Annotated in this window: 16 protein-coding genes; 13 read left to right on the forward strand and 3 right to left on the reverse strand. The window is 62.8% G+C overall.

The features are described 5' to 3' along the window. Positions 1 to 58: 58 nt before the first annotated feature. The 3 genes from JV551A3_RS07230 to JV551A3_RS07240 all read right to left on the reverse strand — a co-directional run bounded on the left by JV551A3_RS07230 (position 59) and on the right by JV551A3_RS07240 (position 3,659). Positions 59 to 1,360 carry an MFS transporter gene (locus tag JV551A3_RS07230; protein WP_133970318.1) on the reverse strand — a complete coding sequence of 434 codons (1,302 nt, stop codon included), beginning with the start codon at positions 1,358 to 1,360 and terminating at the stop codon, positions 59 to 61. Positions 1,361 to 1,634: 274 nt separating this feature from the next. Then, positions 1,635 to 2,840: a transporter associated domain-containing protein gene (locus JV551A3_RS07235; protein ID WP_133970317.1), complete on the reverse strand. Its 1,206-nt coding sequence runs from the start codon at positions 2,838 to 2,840 to the stop codon at positions 1,635 to 1,637. A gap of 9 nt (positions 2,841 to 2,849) precedes the next feature. Next, the gene (locus JV551A3_RS07240; protein WP_025337912.1) at positions 2,850 to 3,659 is read right to left on the reverse strand and encodes a cytochrome C assembly family protein; all 810 of its coding nucleotides are present in this window, start codon (positions 3,657 to 3,659) and stop codon (positions 2,850 to 2,852) included. 324 nt (positions 3,660 to 3,983) lie between these two features. Between JV551A3_RS07240 and ffh the strand changes: the two genes are divergently transcribed. The 13 genes from ffh to JV551A3_RS07310 form a co-directional block, all read left to right on the forward strand. Beyond that, positions 3,984 to 5,360, forward strand: coding sequence for a signal recognition particle protein (gene ffh / locus JV551A3_RS07250; protein ID WP_112250932.1), 1,377 nt, complete (start codon positions 3,984 to 3,986; stop codon positions 5,358 to 5,360). Positions 5,361 to 5,619: 259 nt separating this feature from the next. Continuing rightward, positions 5,620 to 5,871 (forward strand): 30S ribosomal protein S16, encoded by a 252-nt coding sequence (rpsP, locus tag JV551A3_RS07255; RefSeq protein ID WP_003259424.1) that lies wholly within the window; start codon positions 5,620 to 5,622, stop codon positions 5,869 to 5,871. Positions 5,872 to 5,876: 5 nt separating this feature from the next. Next, complete coding sequence (gene rimM, locus JV551A3_RS07260; RefSeq protein ID WP_025337913.1) at positions 5,877 to 6,413, forward strand: ribosome maturation factor RimM; 537 nt, start codon at positions 5,877 to 5,879, stop codon at positions 6,411 to 6,413. Between the two features lie 3 nt (positions 6,414 to 6,416). Beyond that, a complete protein-coding gene (trmD, locus tag JV551A3_RS07265) occupies positions 6,417 to 7,169 on the forward strand; it encodes a tRNA (guanosine(37)-N1)-methyltransferase TrmD (protein ID WP_003252146.1) in 753 nt (250 codons plus the stop codon). A 42-nt stretch (positions 7,170 to 7,211) separates the two neighbouring features. Continuing rightward, positions 7,212 to 7,562 carry a 50S ribosomal protein L19 gene (gene rplS, locus JV551A3_RS07270; protein ID WP_003252148.1) on the forward strand — a complete coding sequence of 117 codons (351 nt, stop codon included), beginning with the start codon at positions 7,212 to 7,214 and terminating at the stop codon, positions 7,560 to 7,562. A 94-nt stretch (positions 7,563 to 7,656) separates the two neighbouring features. After that, entirely contained in the window at positions 7,657 to 8,064 is a 408-nt protein-coding gene (locus tag JV551A3_RS07275) for an acyl-CoA thioesterase (RefSeq protein ID WP_025337914.1), read from the forward strand. Between the two features lie 171 nt (positions 8,065 to 8,235). Continuing rightward, positions 8,236 to 9,132 (forward strand): site-specific tyrosine recombinase XerD, encoded by an 897-nt coding sequence (gene xerD, locus JV551A3_RS07280; RefSeq protein ID WP_133970315.1) that lies wholly within the window; start codon positions 8,236 to 8,238, stop codon positions 9,130 to 9,132. 153 nt (positions 9,133 to 9,285) lie between these two features. Continuing rightward, positions 9,286 to 10,029: a thioredoxin fold domain-containing protein gene (locus JV551A3_RS07285; RefSeq protein ID WP_133970314.1), complete on the forward strand. Its 744-nt coding sequence runs from the start codon at positions 9,286 to 9,288 to the stop codon at positions 10,027 to 10,029. An 83-nt stretch (positions 10,030 to 10,112) separates the two neighbouring features. Next, positions 10,113 to 11,417, forward strand: coding sequence for a homoserine dehydrogenase (locus JV551A3_RS07290; RefSeq protein ID WP_112250938.1), 1,305 nt, complete (start codon positions 10,113 to 10,115; stop codon positions 11,415 to 11,417). Between the two features lie 58 nt (positions 11,418 to 11,475). Then, positions 11,476 to 12,885 (forward strand): threonine synthase, encoded by a 1,410-nt coding sequence (gene thrC, locus JV551A3_RS07295; RefSeq protein ID WP_112250940.1) that lies wholly within the window; start codon positions 11,476 to 11,478, stop codon positions 12,883 to 12,885. A 237-nt stretch (positions 12,886 to 13,122) separates the two neighbouring features. Beyond that, on the forward strand, positions 13,123 to 13,539 hold the full coding sequence (locus tag JV551A3_RS07300; RefSeq protein ID WP_133970484.1) for a response regulator: 417 nt from the start codon (positions 13,123 to 13,125) through the stop codon (positions 13,537 to 13,539). 79 nt (positions 13,540 to 13,618) lie between these two features. Continuing rightward, entirely contained in the window at positions 13,619 to 13,900 is a 282-nt protein-coding gene (locus JV551A3_RS07305; RefSeq protein ID WP_133970485.1) for a DUF3509 domain-containing protein, read from the forward strand. A gap of 321 nt (positions 13,901 to 14,221) precedes the next feature. Beyond that, a partial coding sequence (locus tag JV551A3_RS07310; protein ID WP_167494820.1) for a transposase occupies positions 14,222 to 14,382 on the forward strand: 161 nt, incomplete at its 3' end.

Here is a 14,382-nt window from a genome sequence, read left to right on the forward strand (position 1 = left end):
CATCCCCCTGTAGGAGCAGCCTTGTGCTGCGAATGGGGCGCAGAGCGCCCCCAGCTGTTCAAAGTGCAGTATCGCGGGTCTCTTTCAGGCACAGCACGGCAATCAAGCTGATCACCGCCGCCACCGATACATATCCCCCCACCCAGCTCAACCCACCCATGCTCACCAGCTTCTGGGCAAAGAACGGAGCAGCCGAGGCGCCGACGATACCGCCCAGGTTATACGCCGCCGAAGCGCCGGTATAACGCACGTGGGTCGGGAACAGTTCCGGCAGCAGCGCCCCCATCGGTGCAAATGTCACGCCCATCAGGAACAGTTCGATGGCGAGGAACAGCGCCACCCCTGCGGTCGACCCCGAAGTCAGCAGCGGCTCCATGGTAAAGCCCGAGGCTACCGCCAGCAGGCCGCCGACGATCAGCACCGGTTTGCGCCCGTAGCGGTCACTGAGCCAGGCTGACAGTGGTGTGGCCAAGGCCATGAACACCACCGCGAAGCACAGCAGGCCAAGGAATGTCTCGCGGCTGTAGCCCAGCGTGGTCACGCCGTAGCTCAGCGAGAACACCGTCGAGATGTAGAACAGCGCGTAGCACACCACCATCGCCGCTGCGCCCAGCAGGGTCGGCAGCCAGTATCTGGAAAACAGGTCGACCACCGGCATTTTCACCCGCTCGTGGCGGGCGACGGCCTTGGCGAATACCGGGCTTTCTTCCAGCTTCAGGCGTACATACAGCCCCACCAGTACCAGCGCGGCGCTGAGCAGGAACGGTATGCGCCAGCCCCACTCGCGGAACTGCTCGTCGCTGAGCACCAGGGCAAGGGTCAGGAACAGGCCGTTGGCAGCCAGGAAGCCGATCGATGGGCCCAGCTGCGGGAACATGCCGAACCAGGCGCGCTTGCCTTCCGGCGCGTTCTCGGTTGCCAGCAAAGCCGCGCCACCCCATTCGCCGCCCAGGCCCAGGCCTTGGCCAAAACGCAGCAGGCAGAGGATGATCGGCGCCCATACGCCGATGCTGTCATAGCCCGGCAGCACGCCGATGGCCGTGGTGGACACTCCCATCAGCAGCAGCGAGGCGACCAGGGTCGACTTGCGGCCGATGCGGTCGCCAAAGTGGCCGAACAGCGCCGAGCCCAGTGGGCGGGCGAGGAAGGCGATACCGAAGGTAAGGAAGGCCGCCAGCATCTGCGCGGTGCCCGACCCGGACGGGAAGAACACCGGGCCGATCACCAGGGCGGCGGCAGTGGCGTAGACGTAGAAATCGTAGAACTCGATGGCAGTGCCGATAAAGCTGGCGGTGGCTACCCGCGCGGGCGAGTTGACCGGTGCGGCAGGCGCTTCGGCATAGGTGCTGCTGGTTGTCATTGAATAGGTCCCTGACAGTCTGGTCCGGCTCCATTGGGATAAGCCACGCGGCGTGCAATGCCAAAGGCAGGCACTGCGACGCGGGCGCCGGAGCGTTTTGTTGTTGTGCGCGCCCGACTGACGATAGCCCAAGGGGGGTAGGGGCGGGGGCGGGCACTGTTCGGGGTGTTGAAGCAGGACCGCAGGGCGTGTCAGTGGAGCGGACTGGCCGTCAAGCGCCGGGTGCGGGTAGCAGGCGGGACGGCGGGGCTGGGTAAGCGTGACCCGAGTATAGCTATCGGGTCACGGCCCACACCAGTACCTTGCTGGCACAATTGTCCTCTGTTTCGAGGATTTCCAGGCGATAGCGGCCGATCTTCAGGCAAACGGCGCTTTCAGGGATGCTTTCCAGTGCTTCGGTGACCAGCCCGTTGAGGGTTTTCGGCCCGCCGTCGCATGGCAGGTGCCAGCCCAGGCTGCGGTTGATCTCGCGCAGCGAAGCGGTGCCGTCGATGACGAAAGTGCCATCGGGCTGCGGGTGCACGTGGGGGTTGTCCAGGCTCTGTTCATCCTCGAACTCGCCAACGATCTCTTCGAGGATGTCTTCCAGGGTGACGATGCCCAGCACTTCGCCGTACTCGTCCACCACCACGCCCAGGCGGCGCTGCTGCTTGTGGAAGTTCAGCAGCTGCATTTGCAATGGTGTGCTTTCGGGTACGAAATAAGGCTCGTAGCAGGCCCCGAGCAGCGCTTCCAGGGTCAGTTCGGCCTTCGGCAGCAGGTGGCTGATCAGCTTGGTATTGAGGATTGCTTCAACCTGGTTGATGTCGCTGTGGTACACCGGCAGGCGGGTGTGACGGCTGACGATCAGTTGCTCGATGATGCGCTCGATCGGCTCGTCGAGGCTGACGCCGTCCACTTCGTTGCGCGGTACCAGGATGTCGTTGACGGTCATCTTGTCCAGTGACTGCAGGCCGTCCAGCAGGCCGTGGCGCGGGGCCTCGTGTTCCTCGTCCTCGTCGAACTCGTCGACTTCCTGCGGGTGCAGGGCCACGGCCGTGGGCTGCACGCGGAACGGACGCAGAATCAGCTTGGCAATGCCATCCAGCAGGCAGGCCAGCGGTTGCAGCAGGGTGAGGGGAACTTTCAGCAGGCTCGCGCCAAGGCTGGCGAACGCCTGCGGATTGCGCCGGGCAAGGCGCCGCGGCAGGTATTCGGCAAACACCAGCAGGACGAGGGTGGCGGCCAACCCGGCCAGCCAGAAGCCATGCTCGCCGTCATGGCGCTGGCCGACCAGGCAGGCCAGGCCCAGCACCAGCAGCTTGCCCAGGCTGGCGCACAGCACCAGGGCCTGGGCCGGCAACGCGGGCTGGCCGTCCTCGCCGACGCGCAGCGTGCCATTGAGTTGTAGGCGGGCGGCGTCCACCGCGGTGAACAGCGCCGACCACAATAGCGCCAGTACCAGGGTGCCGAATAGCGGTGCGTACGGCAGGGTATCCATGGGCGGCCGTCAGATATGCAGGATGAATTCGCGAACCAGCTTGCTGCCGAAATAGGCCAGCATCAGCAGGCAGAAACCGGCCAGCGTCCAGCGGATGGCCTTGTGGCCACGCCAGCCCAGGCGGGTGCGGCCCCATAGCAGCACGCTGAACACCACCCAGGCGACACAGGCCAGCAGGGTCTTGTGTGCCAGATGCTGGGCGAACAGGTTGTCGAGGAACAGCCAGCCGGAGATCAGCGACAGCGACAGCAGGCACCAGCCGGCCCAGAGGAAGCCGAACAACAGGCTTTCCATGGTTTGCAGCGGCGGGAAGTTGCGGATCAGACCGGACGGGTGCTTGTTCTTCAGCTGGCGGTCCTGCAGCAGCAATAGCAGCGCCTGGAACACCGCGATGGTGAACAGCCCGTAGGCCAGGATCGACAGCAGGATGTGCGCGAGGATGCCCGGCTCTTCGTTGACCAGCGGCACCGTGCCGGGGGGCGCGAACTGGGCCAGCAGCGCGGTCACCGCGCCCAGCGGGAACAGCAGCACCAGCAGGTTTTCCACGGGTATGCGCAAGCAGGCCAGCAGGGTCAGGGCGATGACCGCCACGGCGATCAGGCTGGCGGCACTGAAGAAGTCCAGGCTCAGGCCCAGCGGGGTGATCAGCTGGAAGAACAGCGCACCGGCCTGGGCGAGTACCGCGAAGGCACCCAGCAGGGCAAGCAGGCGCTTGTCCGCCTTGCGGTTCTGGGCAAGGTAAGAGCCCTGGTAGATGGCCGCGGCTATATATAGGCCGGCAGCGATCAGGTTGGGGATGAGGCTGGGTGAGGAGAACATAAGTCCTGGTTGGCGCGCCTTAAAGAGACGGAGTTTGGCATAGATCGCGCTGGTCTAGGAAGACTGACAGACCGCGCTGCGGCATTCGCGGGTGAACCCGCTCCCACAGGTACCGCGCCGGTTTCGAGTGTGGCGCAGACCTTGTGGGAGCGGGTTTACCCGCGAAGAGGCCGGCACAGCCACCGAATATCTACCAGGCCGCCAGCAAGGTGTGCGCCGTCGCCGCACTTCGCTATAATCGCCGCCTTGCTGTGCCCGGCGGGTGTGCATTCCCCGCTGGGCGCCTGACAAACCTCGGCTTTTACTGGGCCTGAAAGGATCACCATGTTCGAAAACCTGACCGACCGCCTGTCACAGACGCTGCGCCATGTCACCGGCAAGGCCAAGCTGACCGAAGACAACATCAAGGACACGCTGCGCGAAGTGCGCATGGCCCTGCTCGAGGCCGACGTTGCCCTGCCGGTGGTCAAGGATTTCGTCAACAGCGTCAAGGACCGTGCAGTCGGCACTGAAGTGTCGCGCAGCCTGACCCCGGGCCAGGCGTTCGTGAAGATCGTCCAGGCCGAGCTGGAAAGCCTGATGGGCGCGGCCAACGAAGATCTCGCACTCAACGCCGCCCCGCCCGCCGTGGTGCTGATGGCTGGCCTGCAGGGCGCCGGCAAGACCACCACCGCCGGCAAGCTGGCGCGCTTCCTCAAGGAGCGCAAGAAAAAGAGCGTGATGGTGGTGTCCGCCGACGTCTACCGCCCGGCGGCGATCAAGCAGCTGGAAACCCTGGCCAACGACATCGGCGTCACTTTCTTCCCGTCCGACATCAGCCAGAAGCCGGTGGCCATCGCCGAAGCGGCCATCCGCGAAGCCAAGCTGAAGTTCATCGACGTGGTCATCGTCGACACCGCCGGCCGTCTGCACATCGACGCCGACATGATGGACGAGATCAAGGCGCTGCATGCCGCGGTCAAGCCGATCGAGACCCTGTTCGTGGTCGACGCCATGACCGGCCAGGATGCCGCCAACACCGCCAAGGCCTTTGGCGAGGCGCTGCCGCTGACCGGCGTGGTGCTGACCAAGGTCGACGGCGACGCCCGTGGCGGTGCCGCGCTGTCGGTGCGTGCGATTACCGGCAAGCCGATCAAGTTCATCGGTATGGGCGAGAAGACCGAAGCCCTCGAGCCGTTCCACCCCGACCGTGTCGCCTCGCGCATCCTCGGCATGGGCGACGTGCTCAGCCTGATCGAGCAGGCCGAGCAGACGATCGACAAGGCCAAGGCCGACAAGCTGGCCAAGAAGCTGAAGAAGGGCAAGGGCTTCGATCTCGAAGACTTCCGCGACCAGCTGCAACAGATGAAGAACATGGGCGGCCTCGGCGGCCTGATGGACAAGCTGCCGAGCATCGGCGGGGTCAACCTGTCGCAGATGGGCAATGCCCAGGGCGCCGCCGAGAAGCAGTTCAAGCAGATGGAAGCGATCATCAACTCCATGACCCCGGCCGAGCGCCGTGATCCGGAGTTGATCAGCGGCTCGCGCAAGCGCCGAATCGCCATCGGTTCCGGCACCCAGGTGCAGGACGTCGGCCGCCTGATCAAGCAGCACAAGCAAATGCAGAAGATGATGAAGAAATTCTCCGCCAAGGGCGGCATGGCCAAGATGATGCGCGGCCTTGGCGGGATGCTGCCGGGCGGCGGCATGCCGAAGCTGTAACCCCTATTCCGGGGGCCTGCCGTTTGTCCGGCAGGCGCCCAGAACCCCCGCCGTGGCGGGGCAATCGCCGCGGATTTCGCGGCTCAACCGGCAGATCTGGACGGTAGGGCAGGGCCTTGCCGAAAAAGTCATTTGCAAATGTCCGTGTATTCCCCGAGAATATGCGGCCTTTTGGGCACCCGTGTGCCTATTTGGCATTCAGATTTGCAGTACCAGCTGCTGTATCAACTGCAGCACCGACTATAGGAACGATGTTCACATGGTAACCATTCGTCTGGCCCGTGGCGGCTCGAAAAAGCGCCCATTCTACCACCTGACCGTGACCAACTCGCGTAACGCCCGTGACGGCCGTTTCGTTGAGCGCGTAGGTTTCTTCAACCCGATCGCTGCTGGCGCCGAAGTCAAGCTGTCGGTCAACCAAGAGCGCGTCAACTACTGGCTGAGCCAGGGTGCACAGCCGTCTGAGCGCGTTGCTCAGCTGCTGAAGGACGCTGCCAAGGCTGCTGCCTGAGTAGTATGAACGCGACGCCAGAAAAGGCTGACGACCTCATCGTCGTTGGCAAGATTTTTTCGGTTCACGGCGTTCGCGGCGAGGTGAAGGTGTATTCCTTTACCGATCCGATTGAAAACCTGTTGGATTATCCGCGCTGGACGCTTCGGCACGAAGGCAAGGTAAAGCAGGTCGAGCTGGTCAACGGTCGTGGCTCCCAGAAGGGCCTGGTCGTGAAGCTGAAAGGCCTCGATGATCGCGATGAAGCCCGTCTTCTGAGCGGTTACGAAATCTGCATTCCGCGGAGCCTTTTGCCCAACCTGGCTGCTGACGAGTACTACTGGTACCAGTTGGTGGGCCTGAAGGTCATCAACCAGGACGAACAACTGTTCGGCAAGGTCGATCACCTGTTGGAGACCGGTGCGAACGATGTAATGGTGGTCAAGCCCTGCGCAGGCAGCCTGGATGATCGCGAGCGTCTGTTGCCCTATACGGCGCAATGCGTGCTCGACATCGACCTGGAAGCAGGCGTGATGCGGGTTGAATGGGACGCGGACTTCTAAACGATGGGTAACCTTCGCGTAGACGTCATCACGTTGTTCCCCGAGATGTTCTCGGCCATCACGGAGTACGGCATTACCAGCCGCGCGGTGAAACAGGGGTTGCTTCAGGTGACTTGCTGGAACCCGCGGGACTACACCACAGATCGTCACCACACGGTGGATGATCGGCCGTTTGGCGGTGGTCCGGGCATGGTGATGAAAATCAAGCCTCTGGAAGACGCCCTGGTTAGCGCCAGGCAAGCGACCGGAGCAGCGGCGAAGGTGATCTACCTTTCGCCACAAGGCCGCAAGCTGACTCAGCAGGCGGTCAAAGGCCTGGCCGAACAGGAATCGTTGATCCTGATCGCCGGTCGTTATGAAGGCATCGACGAGCGCTTTATCGAGGCTCATGTCGATGAGGAGTGGTCGATTGGCGACTATGTGCTTTCCGGTGGCGAGCTGCCGGCCATGGTACTGATCGATGCGGTTACACGGCTGCTGCCCGGAGCTTTAGGGCATGTGGACTCGGCGGAAGAAGATTCCTTCACCGACGGTCTGCTCGATTGCCCGCACTACACCCGACCTGAGGTGTATGCGGATCAGCGTGTTCCCGACGTGTTGCTAAGTGGCAACCATGCACACATCCGGCGTTGGAGAATGAAGCAGTCCCTTGGTAGGACCTTCGAACGACGCGCCGATCTTCTGGAAAGTCGCTCGCTTTCTGGAGAAGAGAAGAAGCTGCTCGAGGAATATCTCCGCGAGCGGGACGATAGTTAAACGTATCGATGGTGGATCACGTATCCATCTTAGGAGCACAGCATGACCAACAAGATCATCCAGCAGCTCGAAGCCGAGCAGATGAGCAAGGAAATCCCGACCTTCGCACCAGGCGACACCGTTGTCGTTCAGGTTAAAGTGAAGGAAGGTGAGCGTTCCCGTCTGCAGGCGTTCGAAGGCGTCGTTATCGCCAAGCGTAACCGCGGTCTGAACAGCGCCTTCACCGTGCGCAAGATCTCCAGCGGCGTTGGCGTAGAGCGTACCTTCCAGACCTACAGCCCGCAAATCGACAGCCTGGCCGTGAAACGTCGTGGTGACGTGCGTAAAGCCAAGCTGTACTACCTGCGCGACCTGTCCGGCAAAGCCGCTCGCATCAAGGAAAAACTGTCCTGAGTGCAGTTTGCCCGGTGGCCGAGGCCGCCTAGCGAGAAAAAAGCAGCCTTCGGGCTGCTTTTTTGCGTTTTGCCCCCCCCAAGATGTGATTGCCATGACTACCCGAGACCAGGAAATCCTGCGCCGCACCGAACTGTCGGTGACCCGCGTGACCAAGGCGGTGTTCCCCAACACCACTAACCACCACAACACCCTCTTCGGCGGCACCGCCCTGGCCTGGATGGACGAAGTGTCGTTCATCGCCGCTACGCGCTTCTGCCGCCTGCCGCTGGTAACCGTGTCGACTGACCGCATCGACTTCAAGCATCCGATCCCGGCGGGCTCGATCGTCGAGTTGGTGGGGTCGGTCATCAAGGTAGGTAATACCAGCTTGCAGGTGCAGGTGGATGTGTTCGTCGAGAACATGTACCTGGATGGACGCGAGCGGGCGATCCACGGGGTGTTCAGCTTTGTTGCCATCGACGAGGACAAGCGGCCTGTGCCCGTGCTGCCTCAGGCCTGAGTTCTCCTGTTTCGGCCCTTTCGCGGGTAAACCCGCTCCCACAGGGATATCACCGCCTTCGGAACCTGTGTGACCCTTGTGGGAGCGGGTTCACCCGCGAAGAGGCCAGTACAGACAACCCCCAAGCTGCTGTGAAACACTAGCCCCACCCTCAACACCCAGCAGCCCCGAATGCCCGCCCTAGACCACCCCCTGATCGACCAGTTCCTCGACGCCCTGTGGCTTGAAAAGGGCCTGTCCGACAACACCCGCGTGTCCTACCGCAGCGACCTGGCCCTGTTCAATGGCTGGTTGCAGGAACATGGCGTCAGCTTGCCCGACGCCGGCCGCGAGCTGATTCTCGACCACCTGGCCTGGCGCCTCGACCAGGGCTACAAGCCGCGCTCCACGGCGCGCTTCCTGTCCGGCCTGCGCGGCTTCTTCCGCTACCTGCTGCGGGAAAAGCTGGTGGCCATCGACCCCACCCTGCAAGTGGATATGCCGCAACTGGGCAAGCCGCTGCCCAAGTCGTTGTCCGAAGCAGACGTCGAAGCCTTGCTGCAAGCCCCGGACCTGGGCAAAGCCATCGGCCAGCGGGACCGCGCCATGCTCGAAGTGCTCTACGCCTGCGGCCTGCGGGTCACCGAGCTGGTCAGCCTGGCCCTCGATCAGGTCAACCTGCGCCAGGGCGTGCTGCGGGTGATGGGCAAGGGCAGCAAGGAGCGCCTGGTGCCCATGGGCGAGGAGGCGGTGCTGTGGTTGCAGCGCTACCTGCGCGATGGCCGCGCCGAACTGCTCAATGGCCGCCCCAGCGACGTCTTGTTCCCCAGCCAGCGTGGCGAACAGATGACCCGCCAGACCTTCTGGCATCGCATCAAGCACCATGCCCGGGTCGCCGGTATCGACAAGCCGCTGTCGCCGCACACCCTGCGCCATGCCTTCGCTACTCATCTGCTCAACCATGGCGCCGACCTGCGCGTGGTGCAGATGCTGCTGGGCCACAGTGACCTGTCGACTACGCAGATCTATACCCATGTCGCCAAGGCTCGCCTGCAGCAACTGCATGCCCAGCACCACCCGCGTGGATGAATGTTTTTCATGTTCCGCCGACCGGTCCTTGCAAGGCCCTTCACCGGCGGTTTGATGTGGTAGGCTTGGGCGGTTTGCACCAAGGGCCGCACGGTCACCGCGTATTTTCCGCAGGTGACGCCCTCCGGCCCCTGTCCGCCTTCAGGAGTTCCCATGCGCGTGACCCAGTTTTTCGCCGCCGCCGCGTTGGCGCTGGCCAGTACCTTTGCCGTTGCTGCGGCAACCGACAGCAATGCCACTGCCGAGCAGGCCATTCGTAAGTCGTTGCAGAACCTCGAGTTGGAAGTGCCCGTCGAAAGCGTGGCCAGCAGCCCGGTCAGCGGCCTGTATGAAGTCAAGCTGCAGGGCGGCCGCGTGCTGTATGCCAGCGGCGACGGCCAGTTCGTGATGCAGGGTTACCTGTTCCAGATCCAGGACGGCAAGCCGGTCAACCTCACCGAGAAGACCGAGCGCCTGGGCATTGCCAAGCTCATCAATGGCATTCCAGCCGCCGAGATGGTGGTTTATCCTGCCAAGGGCGAGACCAAGTCGCACATCACCGTGTTCACCGACACCACCTGCCCGTACTGCCACAAGCTGCATGCCGAAGTGCCCGAGCTCAACCGCCGCGGTATCGAAGTGCGCTATGTCGCCTTCCCGCGCCAGGGCCTCGGTTCGCCAGGTGACCAGCAGTTGCAGGCCGTCTGGTGTTCCAGCGACCGCCGTGCGGCGATGGACAAGATGGTCGAGGGTGAGGAAATCAAAGCCGCCAAGTGCGCCAACCCGGTCGGCAAGCAGTTCCAGCTGGGCCAGTCGATCGGCGTCAATGGCACGCCGGCGATCGTCCTTGAAAGCGGCCAGGTCATTCCGGGCTACCAGCCGGCACCGCAGGTCGCCAAGCTGGCACTGGCCAAGTAATCCAATTCAGTACGCCGTCGTCATGGGGTGACGGCATGTTTCACGGTCGGCATAGGTGTCGGCCGTTCAATGGGGAGTTCACAGTGAAACCGGTCAAAGTAGGCATCTGTGGGTTGGGGACCGTCGGTGGCGGAACCTTCAATGTACTTCAGCGCAACGCCGAGGAGATCGCCCGCCGTGCCGGGCGCGGTATTGAAGTGGCACAGATTGCCATGCGCTCGCAGAACCCGAACTGCCAGATTACCGGTACCCCCATTACCGCTGATGTGTTCGAAGTTGCGAGCAACCCGGAGATCGACATTGTCATCGAGCTGATCGGTGGCTACACCGTGGCCCGCGAGCTGGTGCTCAAGGCCATCGAAAACGGCAAGCACGTGGTCACCGCCAACAAGGCGCTGATTGCCGTGCACGGCAATGAAATCTTTGCCAAGGCCCGCGAGAAGGGCGTGATCGTTGCCTTCGAAGCGGCCGTGGCCGGTGGCATCCCGGTGATCAAAGCCATCCGCGAAGGCCTGTCGGCGAACCACATCAACTGGCTGGCCGGCATCATCAACGGCACCGGCAACTTCATCCTCACCGAAATGCGTGAGAAGGGCCGTGCCTTCCCGGACGTGCTGGCCGAAGCCCAGGCGCTGGGTTACGCCGAAGCCGACCCGACCTTCGACGTTGAAGGCATCGATGCCGCGCACAAGCTGACCATCCTCGCCTCGATCGCTTTCGGCATCCCGCTGCAATTCGACAAGGCCTACACCGAAGGCATCACCCAGCTGACCACTGCAGACGTGAATTATGCCGAGGCCCTGGGCTATCGCATCAAGCACCTGGGCGTAGCCCGCCGCACTGCCGAAGGTATCGAGCTGCGCGTACACCCGACGCTGATCCCGGCCGACCGCCTGATCGCCAACGTCAACGGCGTGATGAACGCCGTCATGGTCAACGGCGACGCCGCCGGTTCCACCTTGTACTACGGCGCTGGTGCCGGCATGGAGCCTACCGCTTCGTCGGTGATCGGCGATCTGGTCGATGTGGTTCGTGCCATGACCTCCGACCCGGAAAACCGCGTGCCGCACCTGGCCTTCCAGCCGGATTCGCTGTCTGCCCACCCGATCCTGCCGATCGAAGCCTGCGAAAGCGCCTACTACCTGCGCATCCAGGCCAAGGATCACCCGGGCGTACTGGCCCAGGTGGCCAGCATCCTCTCGGAGCGCGGCATCAACATCGAGTCGATCATGCAGAAGGAAGCTGAGGAACAGGACGGCCTGGTGCCGATGATCCTGCTGACCCATCGCGTGGTCGAGCAGCGCATCAACGACGCCATCGTTGCCCTGGAAGCCCTGCAGGACGTGGTCGGCAAGGTCGTGCGCATTCGCGTCGAGCAGCTCAACTAACAATTGTGCCGTCGGGCCGCCAGTGCGGCCCCGGCCCCAGCATCGAAGGTTTGCACCCATGCGCTATATCAGCACCCGCGGCCAGGCTCCGGCCCTGAATTTCGAAGACGTCCTGCTGGCTGGCCTGGCCAGCGACGGCGGCCTGTACGTCCCAGAAAACCTGCCACGCTTCACCCAGGAAGAAATCGCCTCGTGGGCCGGCCTGCCGTACCACGAACTGGCCTTCCGGGTGATGCGCCCGTTCGTCGAAGGCAGCATCGCCGACGCCGACTTCAAGAAGATCCTCGAAGAAACCTACGGCGAGTTCGCCCACGCCGCGGTTGCCCCGCTGCGTCAGTTGAACAGCAACGAGTGGGTCCTGGAGCTGTTCCACGGCCCGACCCTGGCGTTCAAGGACTTCGCCCTGCAACTGCTCGGTCGCCTGCTCGACCATGTACTGGCCAAGCGCAACGAGCGCGTGGTGATCATCGGCGCTACCAGCGGGGACACCGGTTCGGCCGCCATCGAAGGCTGCCGTCGTTGCGACAACGTCGACATCTTCATCCTGCACCCGCACCAGCGCGTGTCGGAAGTGCAGCGCCGGCAGATGACCACCATCTTCGGTGACAACATCCACAACATCGCCGTCGAAGGCAACTTCGACGACTGCCAGGAAATGGTCAAGGCCAGCTTCGCCGACCAGTCGTTCCTCAAGGGCACCCGCCTGGTTGCGGTCAACTCGATCAACTGGGCGCGGATCATGGCCCAGATCGTCTACTACTTCCACGCTGCCCTGCAGCTGGGTGGCCCGGCGCGTTCCGTGGCGTTCTCGGTGCCGACCGGCAACTTCGGCGACATCTTCGCAGGGTACCTGGCACGTAACATGGGCCTGCCGGTCAGCCAGCTGATCGTCGCCACCAACCGCAACGACATCCTGCACCGCTTCATGAGCGGCAACCAGTACGTCAAGGAAACCCTGCACGCGACCCTGTCGCCGTCGATGGACATCATGGTCTCGTCCAACTTCGAGCGCCTGCTGTTCGACCTGCACGGCCGCAACGGTGGCGCCATTGCCGAGCTGATGGCCAACTTCAAGCAAGGTGGCGGCTTCAGTGTCGAGCAAGACCGCTGGACCGAAGCGCGCAAACTGTTCGACTCGCTGGCAGTGAGCGACGAACAGACCTGCGAAACCATCGCCGAAGTGTTCGCCGCCACCGGTGAGGTGCTTGACCCGCACACTGCAATTGGCGTCAAGGCCGCCCGCGAATGCCGCCGCAGCCTGGACACGCCGATGGTGGTGCTGGGTACTGCGCACCCGGTCAAGTTCCCGGAAGCGGTGGAGAAGGCCGGTGTTGGCAAGGCGCTGGAACTGCCGGCGCACCTCAGCGACCTGTTCAGCCGTGAGGAGCGTTGCACGGTGCTGGCCAATGACCTGAAGGCTGTGCAGGGCTTTGTCAGCCAGCATGGTAACCGCGGCAAACCATTGTAAGCATTGCTATCGCCAGGGGGCTGCTGCGCAGCCCTTTCGCGACACAAGGCCGCTCCTACAGGAGATCGCGACCCATGCAACAGGCGCGTTCCCCTGTAGGAGCGGCCTTGTGTCGCGATGGGCCGCAAAGCGGCCCCAATGATTTCAGGCTTTCCCTCAATCCAATCAGAAAAATCCTATTCAGTTCACCCAGCGCCAAGCCTAGATTAGCCGGTCCTCCCACCAGGAGCGGCTTTCATGCACCAGCCCTACGTGTTGATTCACCAGGCTCGCCCATCCCACCAGATTCTTCTGCACCAGGCCCTTAATGCCCAAGGCATGTTTCACGTGCGTATCAGTGAAACCAGCGCAGACCTCGACGCCTGCCTGAACGCCGACCACCGCCCCGACCTGCTGATTCTTGACCACGCCATGCCAACCCGGGACGGCCTTGCCTTGCTCGAGCAGCACCGAACACGCGCCTTGTTGTTCGTCGGCCAGGCTATCCCCACGCGCTGTAACCTTGCCCAAGAGGCCAGAAACCGTGGCCTGTGGGTGCTTGCCGAGTTGCCGTGGCCGCTGTCGATGCCATGCCTGCAGCGTGCCCTGCAAGCACTGCAGGTGCGCCCTTGGCGGCGTATTCAAACTGTCACCTCGGCCCCGCATGCTCACTGAAGCAGCCGCGGTGTAACGAACTTTCCGCTGCGTCTGTTGGTCAGTTCCTCTATATCCCACCACGCAGCGAGTGATCCGGATGGAAAGAATCTGCAGACTGCTCAACGAAGCCCTGACCCCTTATCAGACCCACCTTGGCGTCGCCGATGCCCAGGGTAATCGCCAATTGACCGTTCACGACCGCCTTGCCGGCATCACCCTTCGGCGCACGGTAAGCGAGCGTCAGTTGCAGGAACAACGCCTGTTGATCGATTTGGTGGATGGCCTGCACCGTGACCTGCAGATTGCCGAAGGGCGCTTGCAGCCCTGTGTGATCGCGGCATTGCAGCAGCGTCAGCAACCCCATGGAACCTTTGCCTGAGTGGTTTATCAGACATTGTAGGGCAACCCCGCCAGTGCTTTGCTCCGGCGCTGGCAGGGTTGTCACGGGAAGCCCTCAAGGGCTTTCGCTTGGCCCCGGGCGTGTTTCCCCAGCGCCCGGGGTTTCTTTTTTTAGGGGCAGGCACATATGCTTGTAGGAGCGGCCTTGTGTCGCGATGGGGCGCGTAGCGGCCCCACATTTTCAGCTTCGCAGCGAAGGTTGCCAGGGCCGCTTTGCGACCCATCGCGACACAAGGTGAACTGGCCTAATGATCCCGGACACCTCTTAAGGGCGATATGATTCGCCCAATCAGGAGGTTTCATGCAAGAACGAAAGACCTACACCCGCGAGTTCAAGCAACGTGCTGCCAGCATGGTTCTAGATGACCACTGCTCGATTCCCGACGTCTGCGCATCAATGGACGTCGGCCCTACAGCCCTGCGCCGCTGGGTTGATCAGGTACGTAAAGAGCGACAGAAGGG

The organism is Pseudomonas inefficax, assembly GCF_900277125.1.
Taxonomy (GTDB): Bacteria; Pseudomonadota; Gammaproteobacteria; order Pseudomonadales; family Pseudomonadaceae; genus Aquipseudomonas; species Aquipseudomonas inefficax.

Bases quoted from the DNA above. Each gene is read 5' to 3' on its own strand.
- JV551A3_RS07240 (WP_025337912.1), bottom strand. From the start codon at position 3,659: ATGTTCTCCTCACCCAGCCTCATCCCCAACCTGATCGCTGCCGGCCTA.
- JV551A3_RS07305 (WP_133970485.1), top strand. From the start codon at position 13,619: ATGGAAAGAATCTGCAGACTGCTCAACGAAGCCCTGACCCCTTATCAG.
- JV551A3_RS07285 (WP_133970314.1), top strand. From the start codon at position 9,286: ATGCGCGTGACCCAGTTTTTCGCCGCCGCCGCGTTGGCGCTGGCCAGT.
- thrC (WP_112250940.1), top strand. From the start codon at position 11,476: ATGCGCTATATCAGCACCCGCGGCCAGGCTCCGGCCCTGAATTTCGAA.
- ffh (WP_112250932.1), top strand. From the start codon at position 3,984: ATGTTCGAAAACCTGACCGACCGCCTGTCACAGACGCTGCGCCATGTC.
- JV551A3_RS07300 (WP_133970484.1), top strand. From the start codon at position 13,123: ATGCACCAGCCCTACGTGTTGATTCACCAGGCTCGCCCATCCCACCAG.
- xerD (WP_133970315.1), top strand. From the start codon at position 8,236: ATGCCCGCCCTAGACCACCCCCTGATCGACCAGTTCCTCGACGCCCTG.
- trmD (WP_003252146.1), top strand. From the start codon at position 6,417: ATGGGTAACCTTCGCGTAGACGTCATCACGTTGTTCCCCGAGATGTTC.
- JV551A3_RS07275 (WP_025337914.1), top strand. From the start codon at position 7,657: ATGACTACCCGAGACCAGGAAATCCTGCGCCGCACCGAACTGTCGGTG.
- rplS (WP_003252148.1), top strand. From the start codon at position 7,212: ATGACCAACAAGATCATCCAGCAGCTCGAAGCCGAGCAGATGAGCAAG.
- JV551A3_RS07230 (WP_133970318.1), bottom strand. From the start codon at position 1,360: ATGACAACCAGCAGCACCTATGCCGAAGCGCCTGCCGCACCGGTCAAC.
- JV551A3_RS07235 (WP_133970317.1), bottom strand. From the start codon at position 2,840: ATGGATACCCTGCCGTACGCACCGCTATTCGGCACCCTGGTACTGGCG.
- rimM (WP_025337913.1), top strand. From the start codon at position 5,877: ATGAACGCGACGCCAGAAAAGGCTGACGACCTCATCGTCGTTGGCAAG.
- rpsP (WP_003259424.1), top strand. From the start codon at position 5,620: ATGGTAACCATTCGTCTGGCCCGTGGCGGCTCGAAAAAGCGCCCATTC.